This window comes from Castellaniella sp. (genome assembly GCF_034675905.1).
Lineage (GTDB): Bacteria > Pseudomonadota > Gammaproteobacteria > Burkholderiales > Burkholderiaceae_B > Castellaniella.
On record NZ_JAUCCV010000004.1, the window covers coordinates 157,649 to 181,118 of the forward strand.

The window sequence follows — 23,470 nt, forward strand, 5'->3', positions numbered from 1 at the left end:
GATCGGCGCCCGTGGTCAAGCTGTTCAGCCGGATCGCCAGCGCCGCCGCGCCGTGTCGGCGGCGCTGGAGGATCCGCTTCCGTTACGCGGTATGGGCAGCACCCGCCGTGGAAGCCGCTGCGTGCCTTCGATGACGGCGAGAAGGTCTATATCCAGTTTCCGGCGGGCATTGCCCAGGGCGAGTGCCGCCGCTGTTCGTCATCGGTGTGAGGGCGACGGGCAACTGGTGAACTATCGTTTCCGCTCGCCGTATACACGTGGTCGCCTGTTCGGCGCGGCCGAACTGGGCTGGGCGGCGATGGCGGCGACGTGGTGCGGATCGAGCGCACCGATGGCGTGGCGCGGAGGAAGCCATGAGCCAGGATGACACTCCCGCCTCGCCGCTCCGCCGGCAGGAAGGTGGCGCCCGAGGCTGTGGCGCTGCGTGCCCAGCCGCGTCCGGTCCGCGCCTGACCGGCGCACGCTGGCCATCCTCGCGGGCGGCCTGTCGGTCGCCGTGGGGGCCACGATGGTCGCTGCCCGCAGCGGCGCGGTACGGGCGAGCAAACCGGCTTTACAACGTCGATCGCGTCTCGAAGTCCGAAGGGCTGGATGCGCTACCGACGGACTACTCGAAGCTGCCGCCAGCCTTGCCGCCGATGTACCCGAGCTGGGGCCGCCGCTGCCGGGCGATCTCGGCCCGCCATCGTGAAGTCGCAGCGCCGGTGACGCCGCCTACGCGGCTCCCGGCCACGACCCGAACGATGCGCTGCGAAGGAGCCGAAGCTGCCGCAGCATCGTCCGGCTCCGCTCGGGTGCGAGGCGGCCGCGCCGGTCGCAAGTCGCAGGCCGCCACTGCGCCGGGCTTCGCCGCCAATGCGGCGTTCGACCCGATGGCCGCCGGGCCGGCCTCGACGGCGGCCCAGCCTGCCGACCGACCGCCGTGCAGACCGGAAGACCAGAAGGAGGCTTTCCTGAAAGGCGGCTCTACGGAAACCCGCAATTCCGGCAACCTGACCCTGCCGGCTTCGCCGTATCAGGTCATGGCCGGACGGTGGTCGCCGGAGCGCTGGTGACGGGCATCAAGTCGGATTGCCCGGCGACGTGATCGCCACTGGAAGAGCCGGTCTATGACACGGCCACCGGGCGTTTCCTGCTGATCCCGCAGGGTTCGCGCATCCTGGGCAAATACAACAGCCAGGTCAGTTACGGGCAGAGCCGCGTTCAGTCGTTGGAATCGGATCATTCTGCCGGCAGTCTTCGTTGACGCTCGACAATCTGGCGGCGCAGATCCGGCGGTATGCCGGCCTGGAAGACGATGTGGACTACCACTGGGGCCGCATTTTGCCGGTGCGGCGCTGACGACCCTGCTGGGGTTGGCGCCGAGTGGCCGCGCCGGAGAATCGACAAGATGGCGATCGCGTCTCATTGCCGGGCGTGACAGTTACAGGACACGGTGAATCAAATCGGCCAGGAAGTGACCCGGCGCAACCTCAACATCCAGCCCACCTTGACCCAACGGCCCGGCCTGCCGGTGCGGATCATCGTCAACCGCGACTTGGTGTTACGGCCGTACCAGCCGCTATTCTTCAATCGGGGGACTTCACGATGAGCACAACCAAGAAGCTGCGGCTGGGGCCGCTGCCCAAGACCGAAGCGTCAAGCTCACCTTTGCCTGCCCGGCCAGTCTTAACCGACCTCGACCGCTACGCCGCGCTGCACGCGCAGGCGTATGGGAGGAGTGATGCGGCGACACTGATCCCGCACATGCTGGAAGCGTTCATGGCGGGGGATCGGGGATTAGAAAAGGAGGGGCAGGCAAGGCCGCCCCGCCGAAGCCGAGTTGACGATGCGACGCCTCTACCATCCGCCCACGATGAAAGCGCAGCCCAAGGGCTGCGCTTTCGCTTTGAGCGGTGGCTTGCGTATGATGGCGGTGCGACCTTGCCCGCTCCGCCGCTCCTGGCTTGCTCCGCGAGCGCCTATGCGGCACCTAGCTCAAAACGGGTAAGAGCACACCGAGGCCGAAGTCTGGCCTACCTATTGCCCCACAAGACCTTTCGTACCGTTGCATGTCCGCACTAACGACTTGACAGCGGACATTTTTTATGGCCGACGTCGCCTACTGCAGCCGGTCGTCGTCCAGGATATCGGGAATCGGCATGATGGAAATACCGTCCTCGACCAGTTCACGGCATTCTTCGACGGATGCCGTGCCGCGGATCGGGCGTTCCTCGATTTCACCGCTGTGCATGCGGCGGGCTTCGTCTGCGAAACGGACGCCGACATCGTCGCTTTGGCGCACGATGCTGCGGATCTGACGCAGGACTTCGGCCTGCAAGCGCACCAATTGACCGCTGGACGGCGCGGCCACAGCGGCCCGCCCCTGGACTGCTGGCGATTCGTCCGCAGCGGACGCCGACGCGGACGCCGGGCTGTGCCTCAGGTGGCTGATATTCAGATGCGGCGCCGAGACGCGGCGCGTGATCTGGTCGCTATGGCAGACCGGACAGCGCACCAAACCCTGCTCCCGCTGGTTGTCGTAGCTTTCCTGGGAAGCGAACCAGCCTTCGAAAACGTGGTCATGCTCACACGCGAGATCAAATACTTTGAGTGCCATGATCAGCAAATGGGGGTTGAGTGCCCGGTTTCAAGCGCTTTCCAGCATTTCCAGCGCCATTCCCAAGGCGGGACGGGTTTCAGGTCACGCCACAAACCCAGGCGCTGCTGGCGCGCCTGGCGCTCCAACTCGGGCAGCCCGGCATCGCGCAGATACTTGCCCTTGCCCTGCTGGTTGGCCCAGGCCATGCCGTCCGCCACCATCAAGCGATTCGCCAAGCGACCGTCCGGCAGCGGCACATCGCATATTTCACGCCCATACTGATCTTGTTCATAGCAACGCAGCGTCAGCGTCTTGCCTGCCACCAGATCCGCCAGCGCCTGGCGCGCCGCCTGCCCATAAGGCTGCCCCGGCTGCGCGCGCCCATGCCCGGTTTCAGGCGCGTCGATACTGGCCAGCCGGACACGCTGTCGCTGACGCCCCACCAACAGCGTCAAGGTATCGCCATCGGCCACCTGGACGACCCGTCCGGACAAGGCATAGGTTCGGGCCGCCGACGCCCCCGACCAGACCAGCGGGCCGGCGACGCAGACCAGCAGCGTCAGGCAGTGGCGGCGATAAGAGACAAGAAAATTCAGCACAGGAATCGGGATAAAAAAACAGGCTGCAACACAGAGCAGCCTTGGGGAGTCCATTGTAATGGAGCCTGGAAAAACAGGCTGCCGCCTACCCGCATTCAATCCGGCCAGGCTCGCTGCAGCAGGACATCGGACGCCAAACTCAGGGCCTGGGCCCCATAGACGCGCCCGCCGCCGCCGGCCAAGCGGCTGTCGACAAACGCCCGCGACACGGGCGCCGGCGCATGCCGCAGCAGCAAATCCGCCTGCACCAGCAAGACCAGATCCTGGGCAATCTGCCGGGCCTGAGCCTGCTGCTGTTCGGCCTCCAGTCGCAGATGGCGCAACAGACGATCCGCCGCCGCCCGCAGGGCGGGCTCGTCCGCATGCGCGCGCGCCAGGGCGTCGATTTCCTGGGCAACGGGTTCAGCTTCCTGCCGGGCGGCCCGCAGCACATCCAGGCACATGACGTTGCCCGAGCCTTCCCAGATGGAATTGACCGGGGCCTCGCGATAGAGCCGCGCCATCGGGCCGTCTTCTATATAGCCGTTGCCGCCCCAGACTTCCATGCATTCAGCGGCGGCCTCGATCGTGCGCTTGCAGACCCAGAACTTGGACGCGGGGGTAAGGATGCGGCGCAGGGCTTGTTCCGCCGCATGTTCCGGGTGATCGAAGGCCCGTGCCAGACGCAGGGCCAGCGTCGTCGCGGCCTCGCTTTCCAGCGCCAGATCGGCCAGCACCTGGCGCATCAGGGGCTGTTCAATCAGCCGACGGCCAAAGGCCCAGCGATGACGGGCATGATGGATGGCCTGAACAACTGCCTGGCGCAACAAGGCCGCGCTGCCCAGCACGCAGTCCATGCGCGTATAGGACGCCATTTCCACCAGGGTGGCGATGCCGCGCCCGGTTTCGCCCACGCGCCGGCCCAGCGCCCCGGAAAACTCGACTTCGGCGCTGGCATTGGACCGGTTGCCCAGCTTGTCCTTCAGACGCTGGATATGGACTGCGTTACGCCGCCCCCCATCCAGCCAGCGCGGCACATAAAAGCAGGAATGCGCATCGCCGTCGCGAGCCAGCATCAAGTGGGCGTCGGACGTGGGCGAGGAAAAGAACCATTTGTGCCCGGTCAGCCGGAACCAGCCATCGCCAACTGGTGCGGCCCAAGTGGTATTGCTGCGCAGATCGGACCCCCCCTGTTTTTCGGTCATGCCCATGCCGATCATCATGGATTGCTTGTCCGCCACGGGCTGATCCCGCGCATCGTAGCGGCGACCGGCCAGCCTGGGCTGAAGATCGGCGAACCAGGATTCGCGAGCCAGCAGGGGAATGGCGGCGCTGGTCATGGTGATCGGACATAGCGAACCGGCTTCAACCTGGCCATGCATCAGATAATGTGCGGCGCGGGCCACATGAGCGCCCGCCGCCGGTGCAATCCAGGCACTGCTGTGCATGCCCTGGGCAAAGGCCAGCGACAGGAATTCAGTCCAACCGGGATGAAAATCAACCGCATCGACCCGATGGCCGGTGCGATCGAATGCCCGCAAGACGGGAGACGCCCGGTTGACGTCCGCCGCCAGTCGCGCCAGATCGGACTGCCCCAGGCGCCGCCCCCAGGATTCCAGGTCGGCCTCGTGCGACTGGGCGCCTTCGCGCCGCACCCCTTGCGTCAGCGCGACATCCGTCAGAAACAGATTGCAGTCGGGCAGATCGGGCGCCTGGTTTTCCACCTGATGCGTCCCTGATGACAGGTCTTGAACATCCATGTCGAAGCCCCTCGAATACGCGCAACGTCACGAACCAGTCTACCTGCGATTTCCAATGGCGGACAGGCCCCCGATACAATCGGGGTACACCGATCCCAGGAGCTCTCCGCCATGACACCTCGTTTTCTGATCCTCTGCGGCGCTCTTGTCCTGGCGCTGGGCGTAGCGACCGGTGCATTCGGCGCGCACGGTCTGCGCCGCCTGGTCGCCCCTGAGCTGCTGGAGACCTGGCGCACGGCAGCGCATTACCAGGTGGTCCACGGGCTCGGACTACTGCTGATCGCTGCCCTGTGGTCCCGCCTGGCGCCCGCACCCGCCGCCTGGGCAGGCGGTCTGATGCTGGCTGGCATGCTGATTTTCAGCCTCAGCCTGTACGCGCTGGTCCTGACCGGCATCCGCACACTGGGGGCTGTCACCCCGATCGGCGGCCTGCTGCTGATCCTGTCCTGGCTGGCGCTGGCGCTGGCCGCCTGGCGCGGCGCCGCCGCCTGAACCTCTCCGCCGAGCCAGATCCGCCCGGGCTGCAGTCCTATAATGAACTCCCGTTCCTCCTGACCGGAATCCACATGCCTCACCTTCCCTCGGACACCCCCTTGCGTGACTGGCTGCGCGCGCTGCCCAAGGCAGAGTTGCATCTGCACATCGAGGGCACGCTGGAACCCGAACTGATGTTCGCGCTGGCCGAACGCAACGGCGTGCCGCTGCCCTACGCGGACGTGGATGCCGTGCGCCAAGCGTATCAGTTCACCGACCTGCAGTCCTTTCTGGATCTGTACTACGCGGGCGCCAGCGTCCTGATCACGGAACAGGATTTCTACGACCTGACCATGGCCTACCTGCACCACGCTCAGGCCGATGGCCTGGCCCACGTCGAACTGATGTTCGATCCGCAGACCCATACGCACCGGGGCATCGCCATCGAGACCGTGTTCGCAGGGCTGGCCCGCGCGCTGCGCGAAGCCCGCGGCACGATGGGGATCAGCGGCTATCTGTTGCTCAGTTTCCTGCGCCATCTCAGCGAGGAAGACGCCTTTGCAACCCTGAACGCCGCCCTGCCCCTGCGCAGCCAATACGATGATCTGTGGGTCGGCATCGGCCTGGATTCCTCCGAACGGGGCAATCCGCCGGAAAAATTCGCCCGAGTGTATGCCCGCTGCGCGGAGCTGGGCTTTCATCTGGTCGCCCATGCCGGAGAAGAAGGGCCGGCGGACTACGTCCGCTCAGCCCTGGAAATCCTGAAAGTCGCCCGCATCGACCATGGCGTGCGCAGCAGCGACGACCCGGATCTGCTGCAGGAACTGATCCAGCGCCGCATTCCCCTGACGGTCTGTCCGCTATCCAATCTGAAACTGGGTGTCGTGCGCGATCTGTCCGAACACAATCTGGCCCGTCTGCTGCGGGCGGGCGCCATGGTGACGATCAATGCCGACGACCCCGCCTATTTCGGCGGCTACGTGCTGGACAACTACGTCGCCAGCGCCCAGGCCCTGGACCTTTCCCATGACGAGCTGGTGACCTTGGCGGCCAACAGCCTGCAGGCGTCTTTCCTGCCCGCCGCCGACAAAACCCGCCTGCTGGATCAACTGGCGGCCGCGGCCAGCCGGGGTTGAACGGCATGCCCCCTGCCGTCAACCTCGACAAACTGAAACTGCCCGCCGATGCCATCCAAGGCGAATGCCGGCGCCTGGATCGCGCTTTTTACGACCGCCCCGCGCTGACTGTCGCCCCTGATCTGCTGGGCCATCTGCTGGTCCACGCCAGTCCTGACGGCCTGCGCATGGGCCGCATCGTGGAGGTCGAAGCCTATCTGGGCCCCACCGATCTGGCAGCCCACACCTCGCGCGGGCGCACCGCCCGCACCCGCGCCATGTTCGGCCCGCCGGGCCATGCCTACGTCTACCTGATCTACGGCATGTACCACTGCATCAATGCCGTCACCGGCCCCGAAGGCAGCGGCACCGCCGTGCTGCTGCGGGCGCTGGCGCCGGTCGCCGGGCTGGCTGCCGCCACCAACGGCCCGGGGCGTCTGTGCAAGGCCATGGACATCACGCTGGATCATTACGGCATCGATCTGTGCGGCGACACGCTCTGGATCGCCCAGGACGAATCCCCTCGGCCAGCCAATATCACCGCCAGCCCCCGGATCGGGGTGGACTATGCCGGGGAATGGGCCGACAAGCCGCTGCGCTTTCACATCGACGGCCACCCAGCCGTCAGCCGGCGACCCGGCAAGAAAAAGAAATAACAAGGCCCCCACGCCGCACCGGCTGACGCGTGCTGGCTGTCCACCGTTCCGTCGCCGATTCAAACGGTTAATTTGATATAGATCAAGGGTTTTCTCAGTCCAGCCTGCTGGCTTGATCTGGCGCAAGACAAGGGTTTCCCCTAGCCCGTACGATGACGCCGTCCTCGACTGTCATCCGCCCTTGCCATCATGCGCCTCGTCAGCCAGATTTCCGCCTTTGTATCCTGTTTTTCCTTCCGGCTTCATCTGGCGCTCTGGCTATCCGCCTGCCTGATGGCGATCCCTGCCGGCGCCACGGCCCAGTCCCAGACAGGCGGCAAGTACCAAGCCTACCAGTTCGGGCAAAGCGGTACGGCGCTAGGCTCAGGCCCCCGGTTGGGCGCCTTTCTGCAGAAAATCACCCCTGAGCAGATTTTCCCTGGCGCTGATCGCATCGGCCCTGCCGAAGGCAAACCCACCATCGCCCGCGCCTATGCAAAAGACACGCTGCTGGGCTACGTCTACCTGACCACTGACATCGTCAATACACGCGGCTATTCCAGCAAGCCTATCGACACCCTGATCGGACTCTCGCTGGACGGCCAGATTGTCGGCGCCAAGCTGGTGGAACACCACGAGCCCATCGTGCTGATCGGCATCCCCGAGGCCAAGGTCGATACCTTCATCCAGGGCTACATCGGCAAGAACTATGTCAAGGAACCGCCGCGTCCCGGCGCACCGCCGCCGGTGGACATCATCAGCGGCGCCACCGTCACGCTGATGGTGATCGGCGACAGCATCACCCGATCCGTCATGGCGGTGGCGCGCGACTACGGCATCGGTCGCAGCGGCCCTGCCCAAGCCGCCCCCGTCGAGCAACGCGCCATCGACCTGGAAAAAACCGAGACGGAATCCTGGGATGCGCTGCTGGCGTCCGGCGCCGTCGGCCAGCTGCACGTGAGCGTCGCCGACGTCAACCAGGCCTTTGAAAAGACCGGACGCGCCGAGGCGATGGACAAGCCCGAAGCCGGCGAACCCGGCGACACGTTCATCGACCTGTATGCCGCTCTGGTCAGCGTGCCCTCCATCGGCCGCAGCCTGCTGGGCGATGCGGAATACCAATACCTGCGCGAACGGCTGGCTCCCGGCCAATCGGCGATTCTGGTCGCCGGCAATGGCCGCTACTCCTTCAAAGGATCCGGCTACGTGCGCGGCGGCGTCTTTGATCGCATCGAAGTCGTCCAGGAAGAACACAGCTTCCACTTCACCGATCTGGATCATCAGCGCCTGGCCGACCTGATGGCCGCCGGCGCCCCCCGCCTGCGCGAAATCGCCCTGTTCACCGTGCCGTCGGATGCGGTCTTTGACCCGGTTGCGCCCTGGCGCCTGCAGCTCGCTGTCCAGCGGGTGCTCAACGTCAAGGAAAAGGCCTTTACGACGCTGAATCTGAACTACACCTTGCCGGGCAGCTTCACCAAGATCAGCGCGGCGGCCAGCCCCCCCGTGGCTGACACGGCATCCGGAACAGCCGCTCCGACGGCGCTGGAGCAGGCACAGGCCGAACTCGACGCCGCGCCCGCCCTCTGGAAGCAGATGTGGGCGGCCAAGACCGTGCAGATCGTGATCATTTCGATCGCGCTGCTGACGCTGATCGCCGTGTTCTTCTTCCAGGACCAGCTGACCAAGCACGAAGTCTTCTACAAACGCTTTCGCACGGTGTTTCTGCTGTTCACCCTGTTCTGGATCGGCTGGTACGCCCAGGCGCAGCTGTCGGTGGTCAACGTCCTGACCTTCACCACGGCGCTGCGCACCGATTTCAGCTGGGAATATTTCCTGATGGACCCCATCGTGTTCATCCTGTGGATCGCCACGGCCTTCTCCCTGATCTTCTGGAACCGGGGGGCTTTCTGCGGCTGGCTATGCCCCTTCGGCGCCCTGCAGGAACTGAGCAACAATCTGGCCAAACGCTTGCGCGTGCCGCAGATCAAGGTGCCCCATGGCGTGAACACCCGCCTGGCCGGCCTGAAATACATCATCTTCCTGATCCTGTTCGGCATTTCGCTGTACGAGCTGGGATTGGCTGAAAAATTCGCGGAAATCGAACCCTTCAAGACGGCCATCATCCTGAAGTTCATCCGCGACTGGCCTTTCGTCATCTTCGCCGTCGTCCTGGTGTTGGCGGGCCTGTTCATCGAACGCTTCTACTGCCGCTATCTGTGCCCTATGGGCGCCGCCCTGGCGATTCCCGCCAAGCTGCGCATCTTCGACTGGCTGCGCCGCTACAAGACCTGCGGCAATCCCTGCCAGCTGTGCGCCGTGGAATGCCCCGTCCAGGCCATCAATCCGGAAGGCGACATCAACCCGAACGAATGCATCCAGTGCCTGAACTGCCAGATGCTGTACCACCACGAAAAACGCTGCCCGCACCTGATTCAGAAAAACGCCAAGCTTCGGCGCCACAAGGCGCCGCCGCCGGACGCCGGACTGCCGGGCGAGACCATCGTCAGCCGCAAGCCCACCGTCCGCCCCCGCGAGACCAGCGCATCACAACCCGTTTCATCGAACCCATAGCGCCCTACCCCGGCACATCCGCCGGGGCGCTATGAACACCACCCTGGGAGAACTCCATGTCCGACCAACACAACGATAAGCCTGGCCTGAGCCGACGCGGCTTTCTCGGCACGGCTGCCTTTACGGGCGCCGCAGCCGTCGGCGCCACCCACCTGACGGCCAATGCCAAGGACGACCCGAAGAAAAAGGGCCATCAAAGCGTCGAAGTCGCCCCGGGCGAACTCGATGAATACTATGCCTTCAATTCCGGCGGCCAATCGGGCGAAGTCCGCATTCTGGGCTTGCCGTCCATGCGGGAACTGATGCGTATTCCGGTCTTCAATATGTGCAGCGCCACGGGCTGGGGCCGCACCAATGAAAGCATCAAGATCCTGACCGAAGGCCTGACGCCGGCCACCAAGGCCTACGCCGACTCCATCGGCGGCGTCCTGCCCAACGGCGACGCCCACCACCCGCACATGTCCTTTACGGACAATACCTATGACGGGCGCTACATCTTCATCAACGACAAGGCGAACACCCGCGTGGCGCGCATCCGCTGCGACGTGATGAAGACCGACAAGATCACCGAAATCCCCAATGCCGACGGCATCCACGGTCTGCGCCCGCAGCGCTATCCGCGCACCGGCTACGTCTTTTGCAACGGCGAACACATCGTGCCGCTGCCCAACGACGGCAAGGTCATGGACGACCCGAAGAAAAACTTCTGGGCCATCTACACCGCCTTGGATGGCGACACCATGAAAGTCGCCTGGCAGGTGCTGGTGGACGGCAATCTGGACAACGGCGACGCCGACTACCAGGGCAAATACTCCTTCGCCACCTGCTACAACTCCGAAAAAGGCCTGTCCGTCACGGAAATGTCAGCCAACGAGCAGGACTGGGCGGTGGTGTTCAACATCAAGCGCATCGAAGAAGCCGTCAAGAACGGCGACTTCAAGGAAATGAACGGCGTACCCGTGATCGATGGGCGCAAGGGGTCGAAGTACACGCGCTACATCCCGGTGCCCAATTCGCCGCACGGCTGCAACGCTGCACCCGACGGCATCCACGTGGTGTTCAACGGCAAGCTCTCGCCCACCGTCACCGTCATCGACGTGCGCAAGCTGGACGATCTGTTCGACGACAAGATCAAGGAACGCGACGTGGTCGTGGCCGAACCGCAGCTGGGCCTGGGCCCCCTGCACACGGCCTTCGACGGCCGCGGCAACGCCTACACCACGCTGTTCATCGACAGCCAGATGTGCAAATGGAACATCGAAAAGGCCAAGAAAGCCTACCAGGGCGAAAAGGTCGACCCGATCATCCAGAAGCTGGACGTGCACTACCAGCCCGGCCACAACCACACCACCATGGGCGAAACCAAGGAAGCCGACGGCAAGTGGCTGGTGTCGCTGAACAAGTTCTCCAAGGACCGGTTCCTGAATGTCGGCCCGCTGAAGCCTGAAAACGACCAGTTGATCGACATTTCGGGCGACGAGATGAAGCTGGTGCACGACGGCCCCAGTTTTGCCGAGCCGCACGACATGCTGCTGGTGCACCGCTCCAAGGTCCGCCCCAAGCACATCTGGGACCGTGACGACCCCATGTGGGACGATGCGCGCAAGCAGGCGGAAAAGGACGGCGTCACGCTGGAAGGCGGTTCGACCGTGATCCGCGATGGCAACAAGGTCCGCGTCTACATGGTCGCCATCGCCCCCGTCTTCAGTCTGCCCAGCTTCGAAGTGAACGAAGGCGATGAAGTCACGGTGATCGTCACCAATATGGAACGCATCGAGGACCTGACGCACGGCTTCACGCTGACGGGCCACGGGATCGCCATGGAAGTCGGCCCCCAGGCGACGTCGTCGGTCACGTTCAAGGCCTCGCGCCCCGGCGTGCACTGGTACTACTGCCAGTGGTTCTGCCACGCGCTGCACATGGAAATGTCGGGCCAGATGTACGTCAAGCCGAAAAAGGCCTGATGCCATGAAGGTCTGCACTGCCCCGCGCTTCGGCGCAGCCCTGTCGGCTGCGTTGATCCTGGCCGCCGCCTGCGGGGCGGCGCAGGCGGCGGTCATCGATATTCCTGCGGGCGCCCGTCTGCAGGATGCCATCGAGGCCGCCGCGCCCGGCGACGTACTGCGCCTGGCACCCGGCGATTATCCGGGCAATCTCTTGATCGACAAACCCCTGACGCTGGAAGGCCCGCCCGAACGCGACGCCCGCATCCTGGGTGAACGCCAGGGCCGGACCATCTGGATCCAGGCGCCCGACGTCACGATCCGACACCTGACCATCCGCCATTCCGGCCTGAGCCTGCCCGATATGGATGCCGGCGTCTTTCTGGACAAGACCGCCGCCCAGGCCCACATTGCCGACAACGATATCCTGGATAATTCGGTCGGAGTCTACCTGTGGGGTGCGCGCGACGCCCTGGTGGAAAACAACCGCATCGTGGGCAATACCGGCCTGCGCGTCAACGAACGCGGCAACGGCGTCACGGTCTGGAACGCGCCCGGATCGAAAGTCACAGGCAACGATATTTCAGAAGGCCGCGACGGCATCTTTTCCAACAACAGCCGGGAAAATGTCTTCAGCGGCAATACCTTTCATCACCTGCGCTACGCCGTGCACTATATGTATACCAACGACAGCGAGGTCAGCGGCAACATCTCGCGCGGCAATGAAATCGGTTACGCCATCATGTTTTCCCGCCGCCTGACGGTGCGCGACAACATCGCCGTCGACAGCGCACACCAGGGCTTGATGCTCAATGCCACGGATGATTCCCGCATCCAGGGCAATGTGGTCGTCGGTGCGGAAAAATGCGTCTTCATCTATAACGCCAATCTGAACGAACTGGCCGACAACCATTTTCAGGATTGCGGCATCGGCGTGCATTACACCGGATCCGAAGGCAACCACATTTACGGCAACGCCTTCGTCAACAACCAGAACCAGGTCAAATACGTCGGCACCCGCTATCTGGAATGGTCGCTGAATGGCCGCGGCAATTACTGGTCGGACCTGTCCGCCTTCGATCTGGACGGCGACGGCATCGGCGACACCGCCTACCGGCCCAACGGCCTGATCGATCAAGTCATCTGGCGCGCGCCCAGCGCACGCCTGCTGCTCAACAGCCCCGCCGTCACGATCGTGCGCTGGGCTCAATCGCAATTCCCCGCTATTTTGCCGGGCGGCGTCATGGACAGCGCTCCCCTGATGACCCCTCCCGTTTCACCCGCCTGGAAGCGCTACGAGGCCATGCCATGACTGTGACAGCCCCGCCCATCGACCTTCGCCGCGTGACCAAGCGCTACGGCGCCCTGGCTGCCGTGGATGACGTCAGCCTGTTCCTGGAACCCGGCGAATGCGTCATTCTGGCCGGCCATAACGGCGCCGGCAAAAGCACCCTGATCAAACTGATTCTGGGCCTGATCCGGCCGGAATCCGGCACCGTGCGCGTACTGGGCGATCTGGCCGCCAGTCCCGCCGCCGCTCGCGGCCGCCGCCTGATCGGCTATCTGCCGGAAATCGTAGCGCTGCACCCCTCGCTGACGGGCGCTGAAACCCTGGCCTTTTATGCACGCCTGAAAGGCCTATCCGTCCAGAGCAACGCCGCCCTGCTGTCCCGCGTGGGTATCGCCGAAGCCGCCAAACGGCGGGTCGGCGGCTATTCCAAAGGCATGCGCCAGCGCCTGGCCCTGGCACAGGCGCTGCTGGGCAAACCACGCATCCTGCTGCTGGACGAACCGACGACGGGCCTGGACCCCGCCTCGCGCCTGCTGTTCTACGACATCGTGCGCGAACTGCGCGACGCAGGCACCGCCATTTTGCTGTCCACCCATGCGCTGGCCGAACTGGAAGGCCAGGCCGATCGCGTCATCGTCATGCAAAAGGGCCGCAAGATCGCCGACGGCAGTCTGAGCGATCTGCGTCGGGACGCCGGCCTGCCGGTGCGCATCCGCCTGACGCTGGACCAGGAACCCATCCAGGTCCCCGAAGGCTGGCGGCGCATCAGCGCGCACCGCCTGGAACTGACCTGCCCCGCCGCCGACAAACTGCAGCATCTGCGCGACGCCCAGACGCTGCCCCACATCCGCGACATCGAACTGGAACAGCCGGGGCTGGACGAAATGTACGCACACTTTCTACGCCGGGAGGACGCATGAACCCGACCCTGATCCTGATTCAGAAAGAAATCCGCGATGGCTTGCGCAACCGCTGGGTGCTGGCGATCGCGCTGCTGCTGGCCATGCTGGCCCTGTCGCTGGGATTTCTGGGCAGCGCACCCACCGGCACCGTCAAGGTCGATCCCCTGACGGTAACGGTCGTCAGCCTGTCGAGCCTGTCGATCTTCCTGGTGCCGCTGATCGCCATGCTGCTGTCCTACGACGCCATCGTTGGCGAAATCGACCGGGGCACGATGAACCTGCTGCTGAGCTACCCGATCTCGCGCCCCCAGGTGATGGCGGGCAAGTTCTGCGGCCATCTGGTCATCCTGGCGCTGGCCATCGGCGCTGGCTACGGGCTGGCGGGCCTGGCGCTGCAACTGGCCTTCGGCGGCCTGGACCCGGCGGCCTGGGGACCTTTCGCCCTGCTGATCGCCGCCAGCATCCTGTTGGGCGCCGCCTTTCTATCCCTGGGCTACCTGATCAGCGCCCTGGTGCAGGAACGGCAGACGGCCGCCGGCATCGCCATCGGCGTCTGGCTGTTTCTGGTGGTGATCTACGACATGGGCTTGCTGGGTGTTCTGGTGGTCGACCAGGGACGCACGATCACCGAGCCGATCCTGAACGCCATCCTGCTGCTGAACCCCACCGACGTCTACCGCCTGCTCAACCTGACCGGCCACGAAAACATCGCCATGTTCGCCGGCATGGCGGGCCTGAGCGGCCAGGCCAGCCTGTCCACCCAGGCGCTATTGCTGGCCCAGACCCTGTGGATCCTCATTCCGCTGGCGCTGGCATCCTGGGCATTCAAGCGGAGGGCGCTATGACGACGGACACGATTGCTTTCAGCCGCTACGCCACTGCCAGGCGCGGACGGCGCTTGCTGGGCGGGCTTGCGCTCAGCCTGCTGCTGGGCGCCTGCGGCGGGGGCGGCATCGATGCCGGCCCGCCTCCGGCCCCCCATACGATGAACGAACAGGCCGTCGGCCACTATTGCGGTATGAATCTTTATGAACACGTCGGCCCCAAGGGCCAGATCCTGCTGCGCGATCAGGATGCCGCCGTCTGGTTTTCCACGATCCGCGAGGTCTTCGCCTACACGCTGCTGCCGGAGGAACCCAAGACCATTGTCGCAATCTACGTCCAGGACATGGGCCAGGCGGACAAACAGGGCAATCCCCCGACGGACGCCTGGATCGACGCGCGCAATGCCCATTTCCTGATCGAGAGCCGCGCCGTCGGCGGCATGGGCGCGCCCGATGCCCTGCCCTTCGCCCAGGCGGAAGACGCCCAGGCCTATCAGCAACAGTACGGCGGGCGCATCGTCGGTTTCCAGGACATGCCAGAGGACTATGTCCTGCGCTATCTTGAACCCGCCCCTGCCGCCGATGCGGGCGCACTGACTTCCTTCATGACCGGAGAACGCTCATGACATCCGCCACCCGCCGCCGTTTTCTGGGCATCGCCGCCGCCAGCGCCGCCCTGCTGGGCGCCTCGCCGCTGCGCGCTGCCATCCCGCATATCAAGGAACTGCCGGAGCCCGTTACCTGGCGCGGCATCGCGCTGGGCGCCGATGCCGAGATGCAGCTGCTGCACCCTGATCCGGCCCATGCCCAACGGCTGATCCAGATGGCCGTCGGCGAAATCCATCGCTTGGAAAAGATCTTCAGCCTCTATCGCGACGACAGCGCCCTGGTCCGTCTGAACCGCACAGGCCGGCTGGATGCGCCGCCTGCCGATCTCTGCCGCCTGCTGTCCGAGGCCTGCGCCTTCGCCGATCTCACCGGCGGCACCTTTGACCCGACCGTCCAGGTGCTGTGGAACTGGTATGCCCAACGCGGCCAAGCGCCCCACCCGGCAACGATCGGCCCCGATCAGCTGCGCCCGGTCCTGAACCACGTCGACTATCGGGCCATCCATATCGAATCGGAATTCATCCGCTTGGAACGACCCGGCATGGCGATCACCCTGAACGGCATCGCCCAAGGCTACATCACCGACCGTGTCACCGAGCTGTTGCGCGCCAACGGCCTGGAACACGCCATGATCGATCTGGGCGAAGCCCGCGGTCTGGGACGCCCTGACGCAAGCCGCCCCTGGCGCGCCGGCCTGGCGGACCCGCAGGACCGCAGCCGCTGGCTGGACACCATCGACCTGGACGATCAGGCCTTGGCGACGTCCGGCGGCTACGGCACGCCACTGGACGCATCCGGGGCGCTGACCCACCTGTTCGATCCCCATACCGGCAGCGCCACCCCGCGCTGGCGCAGCGCCAGCGTGCGCGCCGCCGACGCCACCACCGCCGATGCCTTGTCCACGGCCTTTGCGCTCATGCCCGAGCCCGCGATTCGTGCTATCATTTCGCGCTTTCCAGTACAGGCATGGCTACTGCCCCCGGACTCCGGGACGGTGACTCGCCTGGGGTAAAGGAAGCACCGCGTGATATGACGGTTTCAGAAAAACATGTTATATTTACGCCTCTTTAGCGGCTGTAGCTCAGTTGGATAGAGTACTTGGCTACGAACCAAGGGGTCGTGGGTTCGAATCCTGCCAGCCGCGCCAGAAATTTATCAGTTGCAAAACTGATCAGAACCGCCTAGGGCCAACTACCTAGGCGGTTTTTATTTGTCTGGCCGAAATCGCAGCCGGGCGCCGACCGGAATCTGCGCCAAGCGATCCAGATGCCGGCTGCAGACGACGGCAATCACAGGATACCCGCCCGTCAGGGGATGATCGGCCAGAAACAGCACCGGCTGCCCGCTGGCAGGGACCTGGATGGCGCCGATGACGGTGCCTTCGCTGGGCAATTCCTGCGTCTTACGACGCGTCAGCGCACCTGCGCCGGACAAACGCATGCCGACCCGGTTGGACTGCGGCGTCACCAGCCATTCCTGGGATAGCAACAGATCCAGCGCCGACGGTTCGAACCAATCCTGGCGCGGACCGAGGACGACATCCAGCGTCACCTCATCGCCCGCCTGCGGCAGGCTGTCAGCCCTGTCCCACCGCCCTGCGAAGTCCCGGCCACCCGATGCATCAGGGGCGGCGCCGGCCGCATCCAGCGCAGGGGATGCCAACTCCGTTCCCTGCCCCACGGCCAATATATCCCCCGCCCGGATCGGCGCCGGCCCGATACCTGCCAGCACATCGGTGGCGCAGCTGCCCAGCACGGGCGCTGCCGCCCAGCCGCCCCGCACAGCTACATAGCAGCGGACCCCTGCCCGTACCTGGCCGATCCGCAGGATCTGGCCATCTGTCACCGTCAATGCCCGCTGCGCGGCGGCAGGCAGCCGCACGCCCGAGGCCGTCGTCAGCACCACCGGCGCCTGTCCCCCGGTAATGGCCAGGACGGCCTGTCCGTGACAGACCAATTCCAGGCCGCCCAAGGCATGCTCCAGCACAACAGCGCCTGCCTTATTACCGACCAACTGATTCGCCTGCCGGGCTGCTGTCCGGTCCAGCGCCCCGGAGCAAGCCACGCCCATGCCGGTCAGGCCCGGTCGGCCCAGATCCTGAAACAAGGTCTGCACACCTGCCCGGCGGACTTCCAGTTTGACGACAGACGGATCCTCATCCGGCGCCGCCCGCTCCGCTGCCACCGGCGCAGCGGCGGATTGTCCAGAGGAGAGCGCTGTTTCTTCAGGCAAGCTGATACAAACGGACGGCTTGTCCAGATCGCGAAATCTCACCCGATAACCGGGTTGCACCAACGCCGGCGCCGCCCGGCTAAGGTCCCACATGCGCGCCGACGTGACGCCCAGCAGCTGCCAGCCCCCCGGGCTGTCGGAGGGATAGACGGCGCTGAATTCCCCTGCGGCCGCCACAGACCCAGCCGGCACCCGGGTGCGCGGGCTGGCCCGCCGGGGCAGACCCAAAAAGCAGGGATCGCCGCCGGTCAGGTAGACAAAACCCGGCGCGAAACCGGCAAAGGCTGCCTGGAAATCACTGCCGGTATGGCGCTCGATGACTTCCGTCCGATCCAGCCCCAATCGCTCGGCGACCTCGTCCAGATCCTCGCCGATATAGCGCACGGGGATGTCGACCTGCCGCTCTCCGCCGTTGGACGGGTCCACCGCCCCCGAGGCCCTGGTCAGGCACTGTTGCAACCAGCGAACCACGGCCTGCGACGCGACCTGCACAGGCTGGAACTGCACCAGCAGCGTGCGCGCCGCCGGCACCAGGTCTGTCACGCCCGGCAGCAGGGCGGCGCCCGCCACCTGGAACAGCGCCAGCACATCCCCCAGCGAATTCAGCTCGACCAGCAGGGCGGCATCGCCTGCCGGTAAAAAACGGGGCGCCCTCATCAATCGTCCAGCGCCTCAACAAAGGGGCGCAGCGTCACGCCGGCGCCATCCAAGCGGGCGCGCACGGCCCGCGCCAGGCCCACCGCACCCGGGCTGTCGCCGTGCACGCAGATGGAATCCGCCTGCAGACGCACACGCGACCCATCGATGGCCGTCAGTTCACCCGTGCGCACCCAATCCAGCATACGGTCGGCGACCTGATCAGGATCGTGCAGGACGGCGCCGGCCTCGCGTCGCGACACCAATGCCCCCTGAGGGGTATAGGCGCGATCAGCAAAGGCCTCGGCCACCACGCGCAGGCCGCGCGCCCGCGCCCAGGCCAGCAGCGGCGAGCCGGCCAGCCCCATCAGGACCAGACCGGGGTCCAGCGCCAGCAAAGCAGTGATGACATCCGCCGCCTGACGCTCGTCGTGAGCGATCGTGTTGTACAAGGCCCCATGCGGCTTGACGTAGCGCACACGGACACCCGCCGCCGCCGCCAGCCCCTGCAGGGCGCCGATCTGATAGATCACGTCGGCCACCAGTTCGCGGCTGGACGGGTCCAGCGCCCGGCGACCGAAACCGACCAGATCGGGGTAGCCCACATGCGCCCCCACGACTACGCCTCGGGCAGCGGCAGCCCGCAAGGTATCCAGGATGCCGGCCGGGTCTCCGGCATGGAACCCGCAGGCCACATTGGCGCTGGTGACGATATCCAGCATGCTGGCATCATCGCCCATCGTCCAGGCGCCGAAGCTTTCCCCCAGGTCGCTGTTCAAATCCATGTCGTTTCCTTATCATTCATGCGATGCACCGCATTGTTGAGCAATCTATCGCATCAAAAAACATATTGCCGCCATCCTGTCGGCTGATGAACCAGGGGCCTGCATGCAATCCCGGCATTATCCCAGCACCACACCGTCTTTGAGCCTGGCCGACACCGTCGCCGAAACCCTGCGCCAGCAACTGATCTATGGCCAGCTGCATGCCGGCCAGCGCCTGTCCGAGGCCAGTCTCAGCGAACAGCTGGACATCTCGCGCAACACCTTGCGCGAGGCCTTCCGCATCCTGGTCAAGGAAGGCCTGCTGCATCACGAACCCAACCGCGGCGTGTCGGTCGTGATTCCCAGCATCGCCGATATCATCGATATCTACCGGGTGCGCCGCCTGATCGAATGCCAGGCGCTGGCGCAGGCCTGGCCGCGCCACCCGGCCCACAAGCGCCTGAGCCAGGCAACCGAAACGGCCCAGCAGATGCGCGAAGCCAGCGACTGGCTGGGCGTGGGGTCGGCCAATATGGCCTTTCATGCGGGCATCGTCGCCCTGGCCGACAGCGCCCGCCTGTCGGCGATGTTCGCCGATATTGCCGCCGAACTGCGCCTGGCCTTCGGCCTGCTGGACGATCCCGAATACCTGCATGCGCCCTTTGTCGACCAGAACATTCATCTATTGAACCTGTTTGAATCCGGCGATACCGCCGCCGCCGCGCAAACCCTGGAACACTACCTGATCCAATCCGAACGCATGGTGCTGTCGGTCTACGCCGGATGTCTGGATTGATATCCGCCTGTTGCGCAGGCGGATATCACGCTCGTCTGCAGACAGGACACCACACCGACACCACCGCATATAGTTGAACAATAATAAATAAATTGGTGAACAAACAAAGACTATATCGACTACAAAGATATTCTTATTGTTGAAAACCCTGATGGTTCCCAGCCTATAGGTGCGCTACTGTTTCCCCTGGATATCGTCCGGGCCGGATCAAAGCTCGCAGGCACATCCGTGCTCTCGCAGTCTTGCCGCCCCTGATCACAACCCGCTAGGAGACCGCCTGATGAAACGTCGCACCTTTTTCACTGCCACTCTGGCTGCCAGCCTGGGCCTGGCGCTTAACGCCCATGCCGCTACGAAATGGGATCTGGCTTCTGCCTATCCGGCCTTCAACTTCCACACCCAGAACCTGGAACAATTCGCCAAGGACGTCTCTACCGCCACCAAGGGCGATGTGAACATCACGGTCCACTCGGGCGCATCCCTGTTCAAGATGCCGGAAATCAAGCGCGCCGTCCAAGGCGGACAGGCCCAGGCCGGCGAATTCTTCATGGTCAGCTTCCAGAACGAATGGCAACCCTACGGCCTGGACGGCCTGCCGTTCCTGGCCGGCAACTACGACGAGGCCTGGAAACTCTATCAGGCGCAGCGCCCCGCCCTGGAAAAGAAACTCGGTCAGCAGGGCATGAAACTGCTGTATGCCGTGGCCTGGCCGCCGCAAAGCATCTATAGCAACAAGCCGATCAATTCCGTCGCCGACCTGAAAGGCATGAAATGGCGGGTCTACAGCCCGACCACGGCCCGCATCGGCGAACTGGTCGGCGCCCAGCCCGTCACCATCCAGGAAGCCGAACTGACCCAGGCGCTGGCCACCGGCGTCATCGAAGGCCTGATCACCTCCAGCGCCACCGGGGCCGACAACAAGCTCTACGAGCAGATGAAATATTTCACCAACGTCCAGGCCTGGATCCCCAAAAACGCTGTGGTCGTCAACAAGAAAGCCTTCGATGCCCTGCCCAAGGCAGAACAGGACGCCGTCCTGAAGGCAGCAGCCGACGCCGAAACCCGTGGCTGGAAGACATCCCGCCAGGTGGACGCCGACTCGATCGCCAAACTGAAAGCAGGCGGCATGCAGGTCGTCGAACCCTCGGCTGAACTGCGAGCCGGCCTGGCCAAAGTCGGTGATACGGTCATCCAGGAATGGACCGACAAGGCCGGTGATGATGGCAAACAGATCCTGGCCGCCTACCGGGCCAGCAAATAGGACGGCTCTCTGATGCGTAAATGGCTCGATGGTCTTTATGACGCCAGCGCCTGGCTGGCCGGACTGTGCATGGTCCTGGTGCTCGTCACAGTCACCGCCACCATCCTGGGCCGCCTGATCGGGTTTCCGGTCGGCGGCATCGATTCCTACGCAGGCTATGCCATGGCGGGGTCCGGTTTTCTGGCCCTGGCCAGCACCCTGAAAAAGGGCGAACACATCCGGGTCACGCTGGTGCTGGGCATGCTGCAAGGCGCCCGGCGCCGGGGGCTGGAACTGGCCGCCTTGCTGATCGCCACCCTGCTGGCCGGGTTCCTGGCCTTCTACTCGGTGCGTCTGGTCTGGCAATCCTGGGAATACCAGGACATTTCCACCGGCATCGATGCCACGCCGATGTGGATCCCGCAAATCCTGATGGCGGTCGGCACATTGGTATTCTTCATCGCCTTTCTGGACGAATTCTGCCTGGAATGGCGGGGCCAGCGCCAGCACGACTCCGAGGACCTGCACCATGAATGAGATCACTGCCAGCATCGCCCTGATCGTGGTCCTGTTTGCTCTGCTGGGCGGCGGCGTCTGGGTCGGTTTGGCCCTGGCCGGAGTCGCCCTGTTCGGCATGGAATTCTTTTCCGCGCGCCCGGCCGGCGACGCCATGGCCATTACCATCTGGGGCAGTTCCAGCAGCTGGACGCTGACCGCCCTGCCGCTGTTCATCTGGATGGGCGAAATCCTGTATCGCACCAATCTGTCGGAAAACCTGTTCAGAGGCCTGGCGCCCTGGGTAAACCGCCTGCCGGGGCGCCTGCTGCACACCAATGTGCTGGGCTGCACGATCTTCGCTTCGGTCTGCGGTTCCTCGGCCGCCACCTGCGTGACCGTGGGCAAGATGAACCTGCCCGAACTGCGCAAGCGCGGTTATCCGGATGCCCAGATCATCGGCTCGCTGGGCGGGCCCGCCACGCTGGGTCTGCTGATTCCGCCTTCCATCATCCTGATCGTCTACGGCGTGGCGGCGGAAACCTCTATCGCCAAGCTCTTTATCGCCGGCATCATTCCCGGGCTGCTGTTGGCGGCCTTGTTCAGCGGCTGGCTGATGGGCTGGGCGCTGCTGCATCCATCCCAGGTTCCCGACGAGGCCGCCGGGCACATGAAACTGCTGGACAAGCTGCGCGAATCCCGCCAGCTGATCCCCGTCGTGCTGCTGATCCTGGGCGTCATCGCCAGCATCTATACCGGCGTCGCCACCGCCACGGAATCCGCCGCCATCGGCGTGCTGGGCGCCTTTCTGCTGTCGGCCTGGCAAAAATCCCTGACCTGGCAATCCTTCCGGGATTCTCTGCTGGGCGCCACGCGCCTGTACTGCATGATCGCCCTGATCCTGGCGGGCGCGGCCTTCATGACGCTGTCCATGGGCTATATCGGCCTGCCGCGCCAGCTGGCCGAATTCGTCGGCAGCCTGCAGCTGTCGCCCGCCATGCTGATCATCGCCCTGGGCCTGTTCTACATCGTGCTGGGGTGCTTTCTGGATGGCATTTCCACCATCGTCCTGACCATGGGCGTGGTGCTGCCGATCATCCACGCGGCCGGCATCGATCCGCTGTGGTTCGGAATTTTCCTGGTGATCACCGTGGAAACCGCCCAGATCACGCCGCCGGTGGGATTCAATCTGTTCGTGCTGCAAAGCATGACGCGCAAGGAAATCACCTACATCGCCCGGGTCTGCGCCCCCTATTTCAGCCTGATGATGCTGCTGCTGGTCGTGCTGTGGTTCTTTCCGGGGCTGGCCACCTGGCTGCCATCGCGGATGTAGATCCACCCGGAAAACCCCGTCTAATCCTGAAACGGATAACTCCTGGCCTGCATCCAATGGGCAATGAGGCGAAGGTCGCCCCATACAGCCAGGAGATATTCATGATCCGTTCATTCCTTACCGCGACCGCCACTGCCGCCGCGCTCGCTCTGTCTTTCGGCGCCGGTAGCGCCGTTGCCGCCGAACCGTCCGTCCAGCAAGCCCCACCCGCCGCCCCCTACAAGGCCGTCAGTTCCCTGGTGAAGCTGCCTGATTTCATTCCCGGCCTGGGCCAATTGTTCGTCGATCCGGCCACGCTGCCGGCCGGCCCCTTCCTGGGATACGACCATGACGGCAAGCTGGTCAGCACGACCTATATGATCCCGCTGTCGGCCATGAAGGCGGACATGAACCTGCATGACCTGAAAGCGCCCGCCGGCACGGTCGATCATGTGGACATCATGTACAACGCCGGTCACCCAGGTGTGGCTGAACCGCACATCCACATTGTGTTGTGGAATGTCCCGGTCAGCCAGGAAAGCCGTGTGGCGAAATGAAGGCCTTTGCCTTTGACCCTCGGCGGCGCCTGCTGCTGTCCGCCGGGGGCGGCCTCTTGCTCACCGCTGCACTGCCGCCACCCGCGGCAGCAGCGGGCGGCGAGGTCGAGATCGCCATGTCAGGCACCGCCAACGGGTCCGAAGTCTGGTTCCGT

Annotated in this window: 21 protein-coding genes, 1 tRNA gene and 2 pseudogenes; 19 read left to right on the top strand and 5 right to left on the bottom strand. The window is 64.6% G+C overall.

What is annotated here, in order from left to right:
- Window positions 1-26: 26 nt before the first annotated feature.
- The 3 genes and pseudogenes from VDP79_RS05575 to VDP79_RS05585 form a co-directional block, all read left to right on the top strand.
- A pseudogene (locus tag VDP79_RS05575) lies at window positions 27-357 on the top strand (TrbG/VirB9 family P-type conjugative transfer protein); the annotation flags it as partial.
- Window positions 354-1,591 (top strand): annotated as a pseudogene (locus VDP79_RS05580) (TrbI/VirB10 family protein). The pseudogenes VDP79_RS05575 and VDP79_RS05580, both read left to right, overlap by 4 nt.
- Window positions 1,588-2,064: a DUF2274 domain-containing protein gene (locus tag VDP79_RS05585; RefSeq protein WP_323017234.1), complete on the top strand. Its 477-nt coding sequence runs from the start codon at window positions 1,588-1,590 to the stop codon at window positions 2,062-2,064. Before VDP79_RS05580 ends, VDP79_RS05585 begins: the two are co-directional and overlap by 4 nt.
- Before the next feature lie 37 nt (window positions 2,065-2,101).
- On the opposite strand, the gene VDP79_RS05590 is transcribed toward VDP79_RS05585, so the two are convergent.
- From VDP79_RS05590 to VDP79_RS05600, 3 genes are all read right to left on the bottom strand, one after another.
- Window positions 2,102-2,599: a DUF1178 family protein gene (locus VDP79_RS05590; RefSeq protein WP_323017235.1), complete on the bottom strand. Its 498-nt coding sequence runs from the start codon at window positions 2,597-2,599 to the stop codon at window positions 2,102-2,104.
- Window positions 2,600-2,601: 2 nt separating this feature from the next.
- Entirely contained in the window at window positions 2,602-3,180 is a 579-nt protein-coding gene (locus VDP79_RS05595; protein ID WP_323017236.1) for a thermonuclease family protein, read from the bottom strand.
- Between the two features lie 95 nt (window positions 3,181-3,275).
- Window positions 3,276-4,919 (bottom strand): isovaleryl-CoA dehydrogenase, encoded by a 1,644-nt coding sequence (locus VDP79_RS05600; RefSeq protein WP_323017237.1) that lies wholly within the window; start codon window positions 4,917-4,919, stop codon window positions 3,276-3,278.
- A gap of 111 nt (window positions 4,920-5,030) precedes the next feature.
- Here VDP79_RS05600 and VDP79_RS05605 point away from each other — a divergent pair, with 111 nt between their 5' ends.
- From VDP79_RS05605 to VDP79_RS05655, 11 genes are all read left to right on the top strand, one after another.
- The gene (locus VDP79_RS05605) at window positions 5,031-5,411 is read left to right on the top strand and encodes a DUF423 domain-containing protein (protein WP_323017238.1); all 381 of its coding nucleotides are present in this window, start codon (window positions 5,031-5,033) and stop codon (window positions 5,409-5,411) included.
- Between the two features lie 74 nt (window positions 5,412-5,485).
- Entirely contained in the window at window positions 5,486-6,529 is a 1,044-nt protein-coding gene (locus VDP79_RS05610; protein ID WP_323017239.1) for an adenosine deaminase, read from the top strand.
- 5 nt (window positions 6,530-6,534) lie between these two features.
- On the top strand, window positions 6,535-7,164 hold the full coding sequence (locus VDP79_RS05615; RefSeq protein WP_323017240.1) for a DNA-3-methyladenine glycosylase: 630 nt from the start codon (window positions 6,535-6,537) through the stop codon (window positions 7,162-7,164).
- 189 nt (window positions 7,165-7,353) lie between these two features.
- Window positions 7,354-9,714 carry a 4Fe-4S binding protein gene (locus tag VDP79_RS05620; protein ID WP_323017241.1) on the top strand — a complete coding sequence of 787 codons (2,361 nt, stop codon included), beginning with the start codon at window positions 7,354-7,356 and terminating at the stop codon, window positions 9,712-9,714.
- 56 nt (window positions 9,715-9,770) lie between these two features.
- Window positions 9,771-11,678, top strand: coding sequence for a TAT-dependent nitrous-oxide reductase (gene nosZ / locus VDP79_RS05625; protein ID WP_323017242.1), 1,908 nt, complete (start codon window positions 9,771-9,773; stop codon window positions 11,676-11,678).
- 4 nt (window positions 11,679-11,682) lie between these two features.
- Complete coding sequence (locus VDP79_RS05630) at window positions 11,683-12,969, top strand: nitrous oxide reductase family maturation protein NosD (RefSeq protein WP_323017243.1); 1,287 nt, start codon at window positions 11,683-11,685, stop codon at window positions 12,967-12,969.
- On the top strand, window positions 12,966-13,868 hold the full coding sequence (locus tag VDP79_RS05635; RefSeq protein ID WP_323017244.1) for an ABC transporter ATP-binding protein: 903 nt from the start codon (window positions 12,966-12,968) through the stop codon (window positions 13,866-13,868). The genes VDP79_RS05630 and VDP79_RS05635 overlap by 4 nt, the downstream gene beginning before the upstream one ends.
- The gene (locus VDP79_RS05640) at window positions 13,865-14,695 is read left to right on the top strand and encodes an ABC transporter permease (protein ID WP_323017245.1); all 831 of its coding nucleotides are present in this window, start codon (window positions 13,865-13,867) and stop codon (window positions 14,693-14,695) included. The genes VDP79_RS05635 and VDP79_RS05640 overlap by 4 nt, the downstream gene beginning before the upstream one ends.
- Window positions 14,692-15,300, top strand: a complete 609-nt coding sequence (locus VDP79_RS05645) for a nitrous oxide reductase accessory protein NosL (RefSeq protein ID WP_323017246.1) — start codon at window positions 14,692-14,694, stop codon at window positions 15,298-15,300. Before VDP79_RS05640 ends, VDP79_RS05645 begins: the two co-directional genes overlap by 4 nt.
- Window positions 15,297-16,295, top strand: a complete 999-nt coding sequence (locus tag VDP79_RS05650) for an FAD:protein FMN transferase (protein ID WP_323017247.1) — start codon at window positions 15,297-15,299, stop codon at window positions 16,293-16,295. Before VDP79_RS05645 ends, VDP79_RS05650 begins: the two co-directional genes overlap by 4 nt.
- Before the next feature lie 58 nt (window positions 16,296-16,353).
- Window positions 16,354-16,430 (top strand) — tRNA-Arg (locus VDP79_RS05655).
- Between the two features lie 59 nt (window positions 16,431-16,489).
- Here the strand turns inward: VDP79_RS05655 and VDP79_RS05660 are convergent.
- Together VDP79_RS05660 and VDP79_RS05665 are read right to left on the bottom strand one after the other, a co-directional pair.
- On the bottom strand, window positions 16,490-18,172 hold the full coding sequence (locus VDP79_RS05660) for an urea amidolyase family protein (RefSeq protein WP_323017248.1): 1,683 nt from the start codon (window positions 18,170-18,172) through the stop codon (window positions 16,490-16,492).
- A complete protein-coding gene (locus VDP79_RS05665) occupies window positions 18,172-18,936 on the bottom strand; it encodes a 5-oxoprolinase subunit PxpA (protein ID WP_323017249.1) in 765 nt (254 codons plus the stop codon). Before VDP79_RS05665 ends, VDP79_RS05660 begins: the two co-directional genes overlap by 1 nt.
- 103 nt (window positions 18,937-19,039) lie before the next feature.
- Here VDP79_RS05665 and VDP79_RS05670 point away from each other — a divergent pair, with 103 nt between their 5' ends.
- The 5 genes from VDP79_RS05670 (at window position 19,040) to VDP79_RS05690 (ending at window position 23,315) form a co-directional block, all read left to right on the top strand.
- Entirely contained in the window at window positions 19,040-19,711 is a 672-nt protein-coding gene (locus tag VDP79_RS05670) for a GntR family transcriptional regulator (RefSeq protein WP_323017250.1), read from the top strand.
- Window positions 19,712-19,991: 280 nt separating this feature from the next.
- The gene (locus VDP79_RS05675; protein ID WP_323017251.1) at window positions 19,992-20,972 is read left to right on the top strand and encodes a TRAP transporter substrate-binding protein; all 981 of its coding nucleotides are present in this window, start codon (window positions 19,992-19,994) and stop codon (window positions 20,970-20,972) included.
- Between the two features lie 12 nt (window positions 20,973-20,984).
- Complete coding sequence (locus VDP79_RS05680) at window positions 20,985-21,488, top strand: TRAP transporter small permease (protein WP_323017252.1); 504 nt, start codon at window positions 20,985-20,987, stop codon at window positions 21,486-21,488.
- On the top strand, window positions 21,481-22,779 hold the full coding sequence (locus tag VDP79_RS05685; protein ID WP_323017253.1) for a TRAP transporter large permease subunit: 1,299 nt from the start codon (window positions 21,481-21,483) through the stop codon (window positions 22,777-22,779). Before VDP79_RS05680 ends, VDP79_RS05685 begins: the two co-directional genes overlap by 8 nt.
- Before the next feature lie 101 nt (window positions 22,780-22,880).
- The gene (locus VDP79_RS05690) at window positions 22,881-23,315 is read left to right on the top strand and encodes a DUF5602 domain-containing protein (RefSeq protein ID WP_323017254.1); all 435 of its coding nucleotides are present in this window, start codon (window positions 22,881-22,883) and stop codon (window positions 23,313-23,315) included.
- Window positions 23,316-23,470 lie beyond the last annotated feature (155 nt).